16 protein-coding genes and 1 tRNA gene are annotated in these 14,740 nt (G+C 59.9%); 14 read left to right on the top strand and 3 right to left on the bottom strand.

The annotated features are described in order from the left end of the window. The first annotated feature begins 4 nt into the window (after nt 1–4). The 7 genes from QP990_RS10280 (at nt 5) to rdgB (ending at nt 5,093) form a co-directional block, all read left to right on the top strand. Nucleotides 5–541 (top strand): DUF2017 domain-containing protein, encoded by a 537-nt coding sequence (locus QP990_RS10280; protein WP_284799131.1) that lies wholly within the window; start codon nt 5–7, stop codon nt 539–541. Continuing rightward, the gene (locus tag QP990_RS10275) at nt 541–1,467 is read left to right on the top strand and encodes a P1 family peptidase (protein WP_284799145.1); all 927 of its coding nucleotides are present in this window, start codon (nt 541–543) and stop codon (nt 1,465–1,467) included. The genes QP990_RS10280 and QP990_RS10275 overlap by 1 nt, the downstream gene beginning before the upstream one ends. Nucleotides 1,468–1,480: 13 nt before the next feature. Beyond that, nucleotides 1,481–2,134, top strand: a complete 654-nt coding sequence (locus QP990_RS10270) for a rhomboid family intramembrane serine protease (RefSeq protein ID WP_284799130.1) — start codon at nt 1,481–1,483, stop codon at nt 2,132–2,134. Then, nucleotides 2,134–2,913 carry a glutamate racemase gene (gene murI / locus QP990_RS10265; protein WP_023020864.1) on the top strand — a complete coding sequence of 260 codons (780 nt, stop codon included), beginning with the start codon at nt 2,134–2,136 and terminating at the stop codon, nt 2,911–2,913. Before QP990_RS10270 ends, murI begins: the two co-directional genes overlap by 1 nt. 72 nt (nt 2,914–2,985) lie before the next feature. Beyond that, the gene (locus QP990_RS10260; protein ID WP_023020865.1) at nt 2,986–3,747 is read left to right on the top strand and encodes an MBL fold metallo-hydrolase; all 762 of its coding nucleotides are present in this window, start codon (nt 2,986–2,988) and stop codon (nt 3,745–3,747) included. 15 nt (nt 3,748–3,762) lie between these two features. Further along, nucleotides 3,763–4,491 (top strand): ribonuclease PH, encoded by a 729-nt coding sequence (rph, locus tag QP990_RS10255; protein WP_005323955.1) that lies wholly within the window; start codon nt 3,763–3,765, stop codon nt 4,489–4,491. Next, nucleotides 4,485–5,093: an RdgB/HAM1 family non-canonical purine NTP pyrophosphatase gene (gene rdgB / locus QP990_RS10250; protein WP_284799129.1), complete on the top strand. Its 609-nt coding sequence runs from the start codon at nt 4,485–4,487 to the stop codon at nt 5,091–5,093. The genes rph and rdgB overlap by 7 nt, the downstream gene beginning before the upstream one ends. Here the strand turns inward: rdgB and QP990_RS10245 are convergent. Next, complete coding sequence (locus QP990_RS10245; RefSeq protein WP_023020867.1) at nt 5,090–5,434, bottom strand: DUF3817 domain-containing protein; 345 nt, start codon at nt 5,432–5,434, stop codon at nt 5,090–5,092. The genes rdgB and QP990_RS10245 overlap by 4 nt on opposite strands. A 2-nt stretch (nt 5,435–5,436) precedes the next feature. Next, a complete protein-coding gene (locus tag QP990_RS10240; RefSeq protein WP_284799128.1) occupies nt 5,437–5,859 on the bottom strand; it encodes a hypothetical protein in 423 nt (140 codons plus the stop codon). Between the two features lie 90 nt (nt 5,860–5,949). Between QP990_RS10240 and QP990_RS10235 the strand changes: the two genes are divergently transcribed. Beyond that, a tRNA-Leu gene (locus tag QP990_RS10235) sits at nt 5,950–6,034 on the top strand. Between the two features lie 74 nt (nt 6,035–6,108). Beyond that, nucleotides 6,109–6,699 carry a hypothetical protein gene (locus QP990_RS10230; RefSeq protein ID WP_284799127.1) on the top strand — a complete coding sequence of 197 codons (591 nt, stop codon included), beginning with the start codon at nt 6,109–6,111 and terminating at the stop codon, nt 6,697–6,699. Here QP990_RS10230 and QP990_RS10225 read toward each other — a convergent pair whose 3' ends face one another. Further along, nucleotides 6,700–8,610 carry a solute carrier family 23 protein gene (locus QP990_RS10225; RefSeq protein ID WP_239204927.1) on the bottom strand — a complete coding sequence of 637 codons (1,911 nt, stop codon included), beginning with the start codon at nt 8,608–8,610 and terminating at the stop codon, nt 6,700–6,702. Nucleotides 8,611–8,924: 314 nt separating this feature from the next. Here QP990_RS10225 and pflB point away from each other — a divergent pair, with 314 nt between their 5' ends. From pflB to QP990_RS10200, 5 genes are read left to right on the top strand one after another with little or no spacing between them, the layout of a single operon-like run. Then, nucleotides 8,925–11,012, top strand: a complete 2,088-nt coding sequence (gene pflB, locus QP990_RS10220) for a formate C-acetyltransferase (RefSeq protein ID WP_239270266.1) — start codon at nt 8,925–8,927, stop codon at nt 11,010–11,012. Between the two features lie 40 nt (nt 11,013–11,052). Then, nucleotides 11,053–11,304: an autonomous glycyl radical cofactor GrcA2 gene (gene grcA2 / locus QP990_RS10215; RefSeq protein WP_005323969.1), complete on the top strand. Its 252-nt coding sequence runs from the start codon at nt 11,053–11,055 to the stop codon at nt 11,302–11,304. Between the two features lie 2 nt (nt 11,305–11,306). Beyond that, the gene (gene pflA / locus QP990_RS10210; protein WP_049360991.1) at nt 11,307–12,176 is read left to right on the top strand and encodes a pyruvate formate-lyase-activating protein; all 870 of its coding nucleotides are present in this window, start codon (nt 11,307–11,309) and stop codon (nt 12,174–12,176) included. An 11-nt stretch (nt 12,177–12,187) separates the two neighbouring features. After that, the gene (locus QP990_RS10205) at nt 12,188–13,426 is read left to right on the top strand and encodes an alpha/beta fold hydrolase (RefSeq protein ID WP_284799126.1); all 1,239 of its coding nucleotides are present in this window, start codon (nt 12,188–12,190) and stop codon (nt 13,424–13,426) included. Between the two features lie 59 nt (nt 13,427–13,485). Beyond that, complete coding sequence (locus tag QP990_RS10200; RefSeq protein WP_023020874.1) at nt 13,486–14,634, top strand: SPFH domain-containing protein; 1,149 nt, start codon at nt 13,486–13,488, stop codon at nt 14,632–14,634. Nucleotides 14,635–14,740: the final 106 nt, after the last annotated feature.

Below are 14,740 nucleotides of genomic sequence, written 5' to 3'. Positions count from 1 at the left end.
ATAGATGCAACCGTGGAAGAAAAAGAAGTCCCTTATGCGCGCGCCAAAAATTACGGCTGTCTTTGAGCCGATGGAGCGCGAGGTGTTGGGAGAACTCACCGCTACCGTCTCTGAGGCCATCATCGGGCGCGCCCAGTCCGCACCTAAGGATGAGCTAGCAGAGATGCTGGATATGCCTACTGGGCATACGGAAGCCCCAGAAGATCCTTCACTGGCCCGCCTCTTTCCAGACTTTGAAATGCCCGGCGATGAGGAATACGAAGGCGATGCTTCTTTGCTGCGGTCGCTGCACGAAAATGACATTGCGCGCGCCAAATTGGAAAACCTCCAGGTGATCGGCACGGCCCTCGGCCCCACCGGTGGGGTAGAGGTCAGCATTAATGAGCAGGAGGCCCACGCCTTCGTTGCCGGCCTAAACGATCTGCGCCTCTACGTTGCGGCGGGCGATGTTTCTGATGACAACCTGATGTTGGACCGCGATAGCCTGGTGGAATGGCTGGCCTTTTGCCAGGATTCGCTACTTCAGGTGCTGATGGATTAATGCTGGGCGGCATTAGCATCGGGCATTTTAGCGGCACCGATACCGGCGTCACGGTGCTCTATTGCGGGCCGGGCGGCGCGCTCGGCAGCGTCGACGTGCGCGGTGGGGGTCCAGGCACCCGCGAGACGGATCTTTTGCAACCACATAATACGGTCGAGCGAGTCCACGCCGTGGTGTTGTCGGGTGGCTCCGCCTTTGGCTTGGCGGCTGCGGACGGCGTCATGAATGAGCTGGCAGAGCAGGGGATTGGCTTCCCGGTCTTCGGCGAGGAAAAACCCGGTCCGCGTGTGCCCATCGTTCCCGGCGCCGTCATTTTTGACCTATTGGTCGGGCCTTCCCGACCCGGGCCGGAAGAGGGCGCGGCCGCGCTCCGAGCCGCGCTGGCGGGCAATGATGAAACCATGGGCACGGTGGGAGCCGGCGTGGGTGCTACCGCCGGCAAGCTGCGGGGTGGCTTCGGCCTAGCTACGCGCCGGGTAGGACATTACGAGGTTTGCGCCGCGATGGTCGCCAACCCTGTGGGTGAGGTCATCGATCCGCAGTCCGGCCGGCTCTACGGTGCGCCAGGGAGCACCGCGGTCAATGCTGCTGCCTACCGCGCCTTGCCACATCCAGCGGAGTCCAAACTCAATACCACCATCGGTGCCGTGCTTACCGACGCCCCCATTAACACTGCCCAAGCCCAGCGCTTGGCCATGACTGCCCACGATGGCATCGCCCGCGCGGTGCGTCCTGCGCATTCACCGCTAGATGGTGACACCATCTTCGCCTTATCCACCGCGCAGCGCCCGGCCGAACTCAGCACGCAGATAATGACCCAGATTTGCGCCGCTGCCGCCGATGCCGTGGAGGAAGCGATTGTCAACGCGGTTACCGCCGCCGAGCCTGGCTTGGGCTTGAGCGTGTACCGCGATCTGCTGGACTAAGATAAGGCGCATTATGACTTCAGGTGGAACATTTAACTACCGGCCGGCGCCCGCGGGCCAGGTCAATCGTGGCGATTCCAAAAAATACACTCGCAGCGGGCGCATCACCACCGGATTTTCTATAGCTTTTGGCTTCCTCGTGGTGGAGTGGGCGGTCCACATTATTAACGCGTTCCTTTTTGGCGGCCAGCTATCCAATTACGGCATTCGCCCGCTGGACTTCAACGGCATCTGGGGCATTTTTACCGCCCCACTGCTGCATGCAAACTTTGAGCACCTCATGTCCAATTCGGTGCCCGGCGCCATTTTCTGCTTCCTTATCGGCCTGTCCGGCCGCAAGGCTTGGTGGGAAGTTACCCTGATTACCACTCTGGTCGCAGGCCTTGGCACGTGGTTCATTGGTGGCCCCGGTACCTCCCACATCGGGGCGTCCAGTTTGGTCTATGGCTGGCTGACATATCTGATTGTGCGCGGTATCTTCAATCGATCGCTCATCCAGACCATTTTGGGCATTGTTCTCGGCTTTGCCTATTCCGGCTTGGTGTGGGGCGTGCTGCCCGTCTACGAGGGAGTGAGCTGGCAAGGCCACCTTTTCGGCGCCATCGGCGGCATTCTAGCCGGCATGACCATTACCTCGGACGATCCGGTTAAGGCAGTGAAGCGCTAATGCCTACCGCAACCTCTCCAATTGGCATCTTTGATTCCGGCGTGGGCGGGCTCACCGTGGCACGCGCAGTGATGGAACAGCTGCCGCAGGAATCTGTCATCTATACCGGCGATACTGCCCATAGCCCCTACGGACCGCGGCCTATCTCAGAAGTCCGCGCTTTTTCTCAGGACGTGGCGGATCGGCTGGTGGAACGTGGCTGCAAGATGCTGGTCATAGCCTGCAATACGGCCACCGCTGCCTTCTTGCATGATGCACGCGAGCGCTACGATATCCCCATTGTGGAGGTCATCCGCCCCGCGGTGCGCCGTGCCATGTCCACCACGCGCAACGGAAAAATCGGCGTCATCGGCACCGAGGGCACCATCAAATCCGGCGCCTATCAGGACCTTTTTGCGCTCAACCCGAAGGTGCAGGCATTTGCTACCGCCTGCCCGGATTTTGTTCCCTTTGTCGAGCGCGGTATTACCGCCGGCCGCCAGATCCTCGGCGTCGCTGAGGGCTACTTGGCCCCGCTCCAAGCACAAGGAGTAGACACGCTGGTCTTGGGCTGTACGCATTATCCGCTGTTGACCGGCATCATCCAGCTAGCTATGGGCGATAATGTCTCGCTGGTGACATCTTCGGAGGAAACCACCAAGGACGTTATGCGGATTCTCACGGAAACCGATATGTTGGCCCCTGCGGATACTCAGCCGGTCCACACCTTTGAATCGACCGGTGACCCGGAAGCCTTTGCCCGCCTTGCCACGCGCTTTCTCGGCCCGCGGATTGCATAAGTAGGTGCAAATTTCTCCCCCGTTTGCACGTTGAGTACGCATGCGGGGCGATTTCATGGAACTATTGAGCCCATGAAGCTGACCATCTTAGGCTGCTCCGGTAGCGTCCCCACCGCCCAGAACCCCGCCTCCGGCTATTTGCTGTCCTTCGATAATGCGCCGTCCATCGTCCTCGATATGGGCCCTGGCACCTTAGCGCAGCTGGAACAGCAGCAGGATCCTTGCGATGCGCACGTGGCTTTTAGTCACCTGCATGCCGATCACTGCCTGGATTTCCCCTCTCTGATGGTGTGGCGCCGCTTCCATCCCACGGCGCCCGCGGCCTCAAGAAATATGTGCTTCGGGCCGGAGGCTACGCCGACGCACCTGGGCCGCCTGTCTTCCGATGAGGTCGATGGCATCGATGACATGTCCGATACCTTCGCCTTTAGCGCATGGGAGCCGGGCGAGCGCCAGCTTGTCGACGATGTATATATCACTCCCTTCCCGGTCACCCACCCGGTAGAGGCCTATGCTTTGCGCGTGGAACATACTAAGACGGGCCAGACCATCACCTACTCCGGTGATTCTTCATATACGCCCGCGCTTGTCGACGCCGCACGGGGCGCCGACATTTTCCTCTGTGAGGCAGCCTGGGGCGCGAGCTCGGAGGGGATGGCACCGGATATGCATATGTCGGGCGCGGAAGCTGGCAGGGCGGCGCGCGAGGCGGGCGTGGGCAAGCTCGTGCTCATCCACATCCAACCGTGGGGCGATGCCCAAGCTACCTTGGAGGCCGCTCGCTCCGAATTCGACGGTGAGATTATCCTCGGCGCCGCGGGTATGGAGTTCTAAGATACGCTGGACGGCATGACTGAATTTACTCGTGCCGATGGGCGCGCGCTGGACCAGATGCGCAGCGTCCGCATTACCCGCAATTTCACTACCAACCCTGCCGGCTCCGTGCTGGTGGAGTTTGGCAATACCCGCGTCATGTGCACCGCATCCGTGGAATATGGCGTGCCGCGCTTCAAGCGCGATTCCGGTGAAGGCTGGCTTACCGCCGAGTACGCCATGCTGCCTTCCGCCACCCACGATCGCATGCCGCGCGAATCCATGAAGGGCAAGGTCAAGGGCCGCACGCATGAAATTTCTCGCCTCGTCGGCCGCTCCCTGCGCGCCGCAGTGGACTTGGAGGAGCTAGGGGAGAACACCATTCAGCTCGATTGCGACGTCCTCCAGGCTGATGGCGGCACCCGCACTGCCTCTATCACCGGCGCCTATGTTGCGCTGGCTGACGCCATCGCGCACCTCAAAGCCGAGGGCGTCGTCCCCGGCGAGCCGCTACTTGATCCCATCGCTGCGGTCTCGGTAGGCATTATTGATGGTGAAATCTGCCTCGATTTGCCCTATGAGGAAGACTCCCGCGCCGAGGTCGACCTCAACGTAGTAATGCAGGAATCCGGCGACTTCGTTGAAATCCAGGGCACCGGTGAGCACGGTCTCTTTGGCCGAGAGGAGCTCAACGAGATGCTCGACGTAGCGCAGAAGGGCTGCCGCGAACTCATCGCCGCACAGAAGGCGGCGCTGGGGTGGTAATTCTCGTCGCATCTAATAACCCTAAGAAGCTCGGCGAGCTGGAACGGATTCTGGCTGATGCCGGCATCGAGGGCGTCGAGCTGCGCCCGCTTTCCGCCGTGGAACCTTATCCAGAACCGGTAGAAGATGGCCGCACTTTTGCCGATAATGCGCTCATCAAGGCCCGTGCTGGCGTGGCCGCTACCGGTTATGCCACCGTGGCGGATGATTCGGGCCTCGCTATCGAAGAGCTCAACGGCATGCCCGGCGTGCTTTCCGCCCGTTGGTCCGGCCAGCACGGCAATGACCAGGCCAATAATGACTTAGTCTTGGCGCAGATGGCCGATGTCCCTGATGAGCGCCGTGCCGCAGCCTTTGTCTCGGTCTGCGCGCTCGTCACGCCCGAAGGCGCAGAGCACGTGGCCGAGGGCCGCTGGGAAGGCCGCTTCTTGCGCGAGCCGCGCGGGGAAAACGGCTTTGGTTTTGACCCGCTCTTCCAGCCGGAAGGCGAGTCCCGATCGGCTGCAGAGATGTCCCCAGAAGAAAAGAACGCGGTCTCGCATCGCGGCCGCGCTCTTAGTCAACTTGTCCCCGCCATCGCGGAGCTTGTTCACAACTCTTAGAGTTGGAACTCCTCCGTGATTTCCTTGCGGCGCTTGTGCTCCATCCAGAAGGACAGGAAGGGCACCACGCCCGCAAGGGCGGTGGTAAAGAGCTTGCCCACCGGCCACAGCGCGCGCGGGCCGAGGATGAGGATGGACAGCAGGTAGGTCATGTACGCGATGCCGTGCACGATCGCGATATAGGTGGCCCACTCGGGGATATCCATGCCAATGATGTACTGGCAGACCATGCGGATGACCAGGATGATCAAGAAGATACCGGTCACAGTGGCCGCGATGGAGAAAAACTTCAAGGGTCCGCGGATGCGGGCTTGGCGGGCGGGGTGAACTTTATTGGTCATAATCAGCTTTCTTCATTCTCGCCGCGCCGGCGGCGCGGGGTATTCATGGCGTTGAACGTTTCCACATCCATCTGGGGCCGCTGGGGCAAAAAATCCTCATCAATTTTGGTTTCTGCCTGCGGCTGTGTGGGAGCGTCGGCCGGGGCGGTTTTGTCTGTGTCATGCATGTCGCGGGCTTCTTCCTCGGCCGCGAGGCGCTCGTTTTCATAGCGCAGCGTGGTGCGATAGGCATAAACCACGAACACGGCAAACAGTGGCCACTGGAAGGCATAGCCCAGGTTTTGGAAGGTGCCCGAGCCGGAGCGGAAGCGGGTCCATTGCCAATAGGCCAGGAATAGGAAGAGCACGACGAAAAACGCGATGAGGAGGATGTGCCACCATCGCACCTGCACGCGCTTGTTTTTCTGTTCCTCTTGAGTGCTCACGCGTTCCACCCTACCCACCAGCGGCCGGAAAACAGAACACCCCTGGTTTCTGGATTACCCGCCCACCGTGTACACTATGTCAAGTCCCCCGCGCCCGTGGCGGAATTGGCAGACGCGCTAGATTTAGGTTCTAGTGTCTTATGACGTGTGAGTTCAAGTCTCACCGGGCGCACCATAGGCGCCGTCGACCCTCGTGGCCGGCGGCGTTTTCGCATATCACCGTCCGTATTTCACCCTAAGATGGGCATTATGAAAAAGCTGTTTTCCACCCTTATCGCTGTCATTCTCATCGCCGCCCTGGCGGTAGCTGCGGTGGTGGTGTGGCAAGTCCGGGAACCGGTGGACGTGGAGACCGAATCGAGCAATACCAAGGTCATCAAGGCCGTGGAGCGCGAGGAACAAGTGGTGCTCGTCTCCTTGGGGATTGAGGGATTATCGGAGGAGTCCGCCACCAGCACGCTGTGGAATTGGCAGGTCCCAGGCAGTGAGCGTACCCAATACATCAAGTACTCCTACCGCGCGAAGCTCGGCATTGAAGGATCCCGGGTGCACGTAGAAGAGGAATCCCCGCACCATTTCCGCGTGCAGGTCCCCGAGTTCATTTTCATTGGCCACTCGGATGAGAACTTCGAAACCGCGGTGGACGATAGTGGCGCGCTGAGCTGGATTACCCCGGATATCGATAAAGCGGAAACCATCACCAAGATTCTGGATGAGGACAAAAAGAAAAAGGACATCGCGGATAATCGCGATGTCCTCCAAAGCCAGGCCAAGCAGTTCTACACCGGCATTATTTCCGGCGTGGACCCGGAGGCTGAGGTAGATTTTTCCTTCCGTTAGCTAGTCCACCTCGGTGAACTTGCGGTCCCAGGAAGAACGGACCGGGTTGGCATCGGCTAGCAAGATATCGAAGCGGTCGTTGGCAATCTCTACGATCTCACCCAGCGCGGTGCGGTACTCCTGCTCTGGGGAGTTAGCCAGCCTGCGTACGCCGGCGTCAATGACGCGGTCAACGGTGTCATTGGTATCCAGATAAGCCACAAAGGGCATATCGAAGCGCTCGCGGTAGGCGGCGGAAAGCTCGGTAATGCGCTCGGTCTGCACATCATCCAAGTCGGTTAGCCCCAAGGAGCCGCGGTCGGCGGAGATGGTGGCGGCTTCGTCGGCGTCGGCAAGCAGCAGCTCATCCATGGCCGGGTAATCGTGGATGAGGGCAGCACGGCGGGAATCATCCGCGGTTAGCACGGCTACCTGAATGGCGGCGCGCAGCTCATTGACATCGCTGAAAGGCCGAGACTCCCACGCCAGTTCGAGCGGCCACGTCTCGTTATTGAACAGCGGGCGCAGCGCGGAGACGAATTCCTCGCGGGAGGCATTGTTGAGCTGCTGTAGGCTTACGCTCTTGCCGACGGCCCGAGACACCTGCGTGCCCTGCTTACCCCCGGTGTGGAAGAACAGCAGGTTAAGCACGATGGCCGTAATGGCGCCGATGGACATGCCGGAGGAGACGAAGGTTTGCGCCCACTCCGGGAAGGCGGTGGCGATATCCGGCTTGAAGGTCACCAGCATGGCTAAGCCGAGCGCGGAAGTGACGATGACGGAATTGCGGCCATCGGAAAGATCGGCCTTGGCGATGGTCTGTAGGCCCACCCACGCTACGTTGGCGAAAAGCGCCAGGGAGGCGCCGCCAAGCACAGGGGACGGGATGGCGGCCACGACCGCACCGGCCTTGGGCAAAATACCCAATACCATCATGAATCCGGCGGCAGCCACGGCCACCCAGCGCGATTTCACGCTGGTCAGGCGGACCAGACCGACGTTTTGTGCAAAGCAGGTATACGGGAAGGAATTCATTACGCCGCCCACCAGGGTGGACAGGCCATCGGCGCGGATGGCGCGCACGACATCATCGCGGCGGATGCGCTTTTTTACAATCTCGCCGGTGGCAAAGACATCGCCAGTGGTCTCCACCATGGTGATGATCATGACAATGATGAGCGAGAAAATAGCCACCACGTCGAACTTTGGCATGCCGAAGTAGAACGGGGTGGTGATACCGAGAGCGGGGGCGGAGGAGACTTCGCTAAAGGAGGCGTCGCCTAGCACGAGCGCCACGCCCGTACCCAAGACTAGGCCGATGAGCACGGCCAGGGTGCCTAGGAAGCCAGAGGAAAAACGCTGCACCAAAACGATGACCGCGAGCGTGCCAAAACCGTAGAGCAGGTCACGGGTGGCTGGAACTCCCTCGGCGTAATTGACAAAGTCATTGGCCGAAACCCCCAATAGTGAAGTGCCCATCACCAGCAGGACCGAACCGGTGACCACCGGCGGGAAGAAACGCAGCACTTTGCCAAAGACCGGCGCCGCGAAGAAAGTAAACAGGCCGGCGACGATGATGGCGCCATAAATGGTCGGCAGCGAGGCCACCCCGCCTTCGCCGTCGGTTGCGCCCAGGCCAATGGCAATAATCGGGGAGACGGCCGTAGTGGTTACGCCCTGCACGATGGGCAGGCGCACGCCAATGCGCTTGCCGACGCCCATAGACTGAATGATCGTTGCTATGCCACAGGTCAAAAGGTCCGCATTGATGAGGTGGATGGTGGTTTCCGCATCCAGGTTAAGCGAGCCGGCGATGAGCAGCGGAACGATAACCGCCCCGGCATAAAAGGCCAATACGTGCTGCACGCCTAAGGCAGCTAATTTGGGGGCGGGTGGGACGGTATCTACTGGATGCTTGGGCTGGGAAGCCACGAAGTCCTCCTTTGTGCGGAAGCGAAGCTGAACGGGTTTAACAGTAGAGGTTCGTGCAGGTAGCGGCCAAAAAATCGGGGTGATGAGGAACACGTTCGGGGCTAGTTCACCCCCGATCTAAGACGTACGTGCGTTCTGCATGAAATCACTAACCAGCGAAACAACACGACCGGTTTATATTTAGCCTTTCCAACGTCTGCTGAACTTGTTATTACCGCTGATGTAGTCAACAATTGAGGCCAGAGGGGCTTGGTGCTGTGGCTCGAAAAAGCGGCATTTACCCCTGATAGAAATTCGCCCGAAAGAAGGGAATTATGACTACCGCAACGCAGCCTCAACAGTTTGAAGCGTGGAAGGGATTTGAGTCCGGTCCATGGACCGAGGGCATCAACGTCCGCGACTTCATTCAGCGTAACTACACGCCGTACGACGGCGATTCCAGCTTCCTGGCGGGCCCGACCGAAAAGACCAAGCGCGTCTGGGAGACCCTGGAGAAGAACTACCTGTCCGTCGAGCGCGAAAAGCGCGTCTACGATGTTGACACCCACACCCCGACCGACATTGACGCTTTCCCGGCCGGCTACATCTCAGAGGACGACGACGTCATCGTCGGTCTGCAGACCGATACCCCGCTGAAGCGCGCCATGATGCCGTTCGGTGGCTGGCGCATGGTCAAGCAGGCCATCGGCGAAGCAGGCAAGGAAGTCGACCCTGAGGTGGAGAAGATCTTCACCCGTTACCGCAAGACCCACAACGATGCGGTCTTCGATATCTACACCCCGCGCATCCGTGCTGCTCGTTCATCACACATCATCACCGGCCTGCCGGATGCATACGGCCGTGGCCGCATCATCGGTGACTACCGCCGCGTGGCTCTCTACGGTGTGGACTACCTGATCGAGGAAAAGCAGGCTTCCCGCGATTCTGTCGCAGACGCTGGCTTCTCTGAGCACTGGGCACGCTTCCGCGAGGAGCACTCCGAGCAGATCAAGGCCCTGAAGAAGCTCAAGAAGATGGCTGAGTCCTACGGCTTCGACATCTCCAAGCCGGCTAAGACCGCTCATGAGGCAGTACAGTGGACCTACTTCGGCTACCTGGCATCCATTAAGTCCCAGGATGGCGCCGCAATGTCCATCGGCCGCCTGTCCGCCTTCTTCGATTGCTACTTCGAGCGCGACCTCGCCGCTGGCATCATCACCGAGGAAGACGCCCAGGAAATCATCGACTCCCTGGTTCTCAAGCTGCGCATCGTCCGCTTCCTGCGCACCATCGATTATGACCAGATCTTCTCCGGCGACCCGTACTGGGCAACCTGGTCTGATGCTGGCTTCGGCAACGACGGCCGCCACATGGTCACCAAGACCTCCTTCCGTCTGCTGCAGACCCTGGTAAACCTTGGCCCCTCACCAGAGCCAAATATCACCATTTTCTGGGATCCAAAGCTGCCAGAGGGCTACAAGGAATTCTGTGCCCACATCTCGATTGAGACCTCCTCCATCCAGTACGAGTCTGACCGCCAGATTCGTGAGCAGTGGGGCGACGACGCCGCAATTGCCTGCTGTGTTTCCCCGATGGAAGTGGGCAAGCAGATGCAGTTCTTCGGCGCTCGTGTGAACGCCGCTAAGGCTCTGCTTTACGCCATCAACGGTGGCCGCGATGAGGTAACCGGCAAGCAGGTCGTAGAAGGCTACGAGCCCATCAAGGGCGATGGCCCGCTGGACTTCGATGAAGTTTGGCAGAAGTACGAAGAGATGCTGGACTGGGTTGTTGGCACCTATGTTGAGGCCCTCAACATCATCCACTACTCTCACGACAAGTACGCCTACGAGGCAGTCGAGATGGCGCTGCACGATTCCAATATCGTACGCTCCATGGGCTGCGGCATCGCCGGCCTGTCCATCGTCGCCGACTCCCTGGCTGCTATCAAGTACGCCAAGGTCACCCCGGTCCGTGACGAGACCGGCCTGATTACGGACTACGTCACCGAGGGCGAGTTCCCGTTCTATGGCAACGACGATGACCGCGCCGATGACATCGCCGCAACCATTGTCCACACCGTGATGGAAAAGATTAAGGCCATCCCGATGTACCGCAACGCCATCCCAACCCAGTCCGTGCTGACCATTACCTCGAACGTGGTCTACGGCAAGGCAACAGGCGCCTTCCCGTCGGGCCACAAGGCCGGCACGCCGTTCTCCCCAGGCGCTAACCCTGAAAACGGTGCCGACAGCCACGGCATGGTTGCTTCCATGCTGTCCGTCGGCAAGCTGGATTACAAGGACGCCTTGGACGGCATCTCGCTGACCAACACCATTACTCCTTCCGGATTGGGCCGCACCCCAGAAGAGCGCATCAATAACTTGGTGGGCGTTCTGGATGCCGGCTTCATCATGGAGAAGTAAAAACCACTCAACCCTCAACCATCTCGAAAAGGAGAAAATCATGGCAACCCCAACTTTCGAAGACCGCATGTCAGCAATGAAGGCAAACCGCGATGCACACCAGATGAACTCTGGTCTGTACCACGCCAACATCAACGTGCTGGACAAGTCCACCCTCGAGGACGCCGTTGAGCACCCAGAGAAGTACCCGAACCTCACCGTTCGCGTCTCTGGCTACGCTGTGAACTTTGTCAAGCTGACCAAGGAGCAGCAGCTCGACGTTATCTCCCGCACCTTCCACCAGGGTTCTTAATCATGGCTGATGGCGTTACTGGTGTTGTCACCCTCTCTCCGGAAGAAGGAGAGCGTGTCCGCGGCGTAGCTGCGGGCCTGGGAGATAATGCACAACTCGATGACATTACCCGCCCGGAGCTCATGGAGGCGCGCCGTACCGGCGATATCGCCCTCGTGCACTCTTGGGAGCTCGTGACCGCCGTCGATGGCCCGGGAACCCGCATGACAATGTTCATGTCCGGATGCCCACTGCGCTGCCAGTACTGCCATAATCCAGACACCTGGGAGATGAAGACCGGCACACTGGAGCGGGTCGAGGATGTGGTCAAGCGCATCAAGCGTTATAAGCCCATCTTCCAAGCTTCCGGTGGCGGTCTGACCATCTCCGGTGGCGAACCCCTCTTCCAGATTTCCTTCACGCGCCGCGTGCTTAAGGAAGTCCACGATGCGGGTATTCACACCACCATCGATACGGCTGGGTACTTGGGCGCGCGCTTGCGCGACGAGGACCTAGACAATATCGACCTCGTGCTTCTCGACGTCAAGTCGGGCGACGAGGAGACTTACCGCAAGGTCACCCAACGCCAGCTCCAGCCAACACTGGACTTCGGCGACAGGTTGAACAAGATAGGTAAGCCGGTATGGATCCGCTTCGTAGTGGTGCCTGACCTCACGGACTCGCCAGAGAACGTGGAAAATGTGGCCAATATCGTGGCGCGTTGGAAATCTAACGTCGAACGCGTCGAGGTTTTGCCCTTCCACAATATGGGCAAAGACAAGTGGGAAGGTCTAGATATGACCTACCAGTTGGCAGACACGAAGCCGCCAAAGCCGGAGGACGTGGAGAAAATCCGCGACGTCTTCCGCTCGAAGGGCTTGGAAGTCTACTAGCCTGGGAGGGCATGACCGACTACCGCCGCTTTGGCCACACAATTAAAGAGCACCACCTAGAAGTCCCGTGGGATTATTCCAATCCCCACGGGACTTTTGGGCTTTATGCCCGCGAAATCATCCCGCCCGGCGGAGAGGGCCTGCCCGCGTTGCTTTACCTCCAGGGCGGGCCTGGTTTCCCAGCACCCCGGCCGCTGACACCCACGGGGCTTATTGGCAAGGCACTGGAGCGGTACCGCGTGATCCTCATGGACCAGCGCGGCACCGGCCGATCGCACCGCATCGATGCACTGAGCCCGGCCGCGGAGCGCACCGCAGCGCAGTTGGCGTTGCTGCGCCAAGATAATATCGTCCGCGACGCCGAACGTTTGCGCGAACACCTCGGCCTGGAGAAGTGGTCGCTATTCGGCCAATCCTTCGGCGGCTTTTGCATTACCGCCTACCTGTCCCAGGCCCCCGAACACGTCGAGCATGCATTTTTCACCGGTGGCATCCCCACGCTGAAGGGTGCAGACGATCTATACCGCGCCACTTTTAGCAAGCTCAAGGCCCGCCAGCAGCGTTTCTACCGCGAATTCCCGTGGGCCCAGGACCGTATCGAGGAGATCATCTCCCACTTGGACAATTCGGATGAGTGCCTTCCCACCGGAGAGCGTCTGTCCTCGCTGCGGTTTCGCACCATCGGTATTGAGCTCGGCCGCGGCACCGGTTTTGATTCGCTGGCTTATCTGCTGGAAGAGCCTTTCCGCACCGTGGCAGGGGAGAAGCGGCTGCGCGGCGATTTCTTGGTGGACGTCGGCCAGCGCGTGAGCTTTGCAGACGGCCCGCTGTATGCCGCTATCCATGAGTCAATCTATGGCGGCGCCGGTGGGCAGGCCGTTACTCATTGGGCGGCGCATCGTTTGCGCGAGGAATTCCCGGAGTTTGCGGAGTCCGGCACGTGGTTGACTGGCGAGCATATCTTTCCCTGGCAGTTCGACGAGGACCCTGCTCTGCACGCGTTTGCCGACGCCGCCCACGGCCTCGCCCGCCACGAATTCTCCCCGCCCTATGCGCTCGGTGAGGTGCCGACCACGGCCGCGGCCATATATGTCGATGATATTTTCGTTCCGCTCGAAGAATCCTTGGCTACCGCCGCCCACCTGGGGGACCTGCGGCCGTGGATTAGCAACGAGTTCCAGCACAACGGCATTCGCGAAGACGGTGCGACCATCCTGGGCAGGCTTTTTGCGCTTATCGACGATCACTAGCGTTTCGCTATTTCCTATGCGAAAATATTGGTGATTGTCACGACATTTAGGGAGATATTTTGATCGCCACCATAGTTATAGTCCTCATCCTGTTGCTTATCTTGGGAACCCTCTTTGATGGCTATTTCATCGTTCGCACTCGCGAAGCTGCCATCTTGGAGCGCTTGGGTAAATTCCAAAAGGTGGCGCATGCTGGCCTGCACTTCAAGATGCCGTGGGTAGACCGCGTACGCGATAAAATTTCGCTGCAGGTGCGCCAGCTGGATGTGATGGTGGAGACCAAGACCAAGGACAATGTCTTCGTCCAGATCCCTGTGGCCGTGCAATACGAGGTAGTTGAAGGCCGAGAGCGCGAGGCATATTACATGCTCTCCAACCACGAACAGCAGATTGTGGCCTACGTGCAGGATAATGTTCGCTCCTCCGTGGCGAATATGGACCTGGATGATTCCTTCTCCTCCAAGGACACCATTGCTCGCAATGTTGCGGCTTCCCTGCGCGATAATATGGCCGAGTACGGCTGGAACTTTGTCAACACCCTGGTTACCGATATCCGCCCCGATTCCCGCGTACGCGAGTCCATGAACTCCATTAACGCGGCGCAGCGTGAGCGTGAAGCGGCCGTCGCCCAAGCAGAGGCCGAGAAGATCCGCGTGGTCAAAGAGGCCGAGGGTGCTGCCGAAGCAAAGAAGCTGCAGGGACGCGGCGTTGCGGACCAGCGCAAGGAAATCGTCGAGGGCATTGCCCAGCAATACGAAATGCTTCGCGACGCCGGCGTGGAAGAATCCCCCGAGGCGCTCATGCTGGTCTCTCAATACCTCGACGCGATGGTCGATGTCTCCCACAACGGCCAGGCCTCTGTGCTGTACATGCCCTCCAACCCGCAGGGCATGGGTGACCTCTTTAGCGGCATGCGCGACGTGCTCATGGCCAACCGCGCCCTCGACTCCGCCGAGGGGGCGCCTCAGCACCGCCGCCCGCAGCCGCACAAACCATCCCGCGCCGAGGAAATCGAGCGCGAGTCCAAGCATCAGGCAGAGCGTGCCAAGCGCGAAGCCATCGCTGCCTCCCAGCGTGCTGAGCAGGAGCGCTCCGAGCAAAATCGCGGTGAGCAAGAGTCGCAGCAGGGTCAGCACCCCACCGCGCAGCCCCAGGCTGCTCGCGAGTACTTCCAGCAGCTGCGCGACCAACTCAAAAACGAGGACTAGCCCTGAGCATCGATAACCTCTTTGACGCCTATACCGCCCAGCGCGGTATTACCCGCCGCGCAGAAGTTGTACCCGACCACGAGTGCCAGATTTTCCCCGCCGAGAC

It is taken from the genome of Corynebacterium sp. MSK071, assembly GCF_030232125.1.
In the GTDB taxonomy this organism is placed as follows: Bacteria; Actinomycetota; Actinomycetes; order Mycobacteriales; family Mycobacteriaceae; genus Corynebacterium; species Corynebacterium kefirresidentii.
This window is presented reverse-complemented; position numbering and strand designations above follow the sequence as displayed.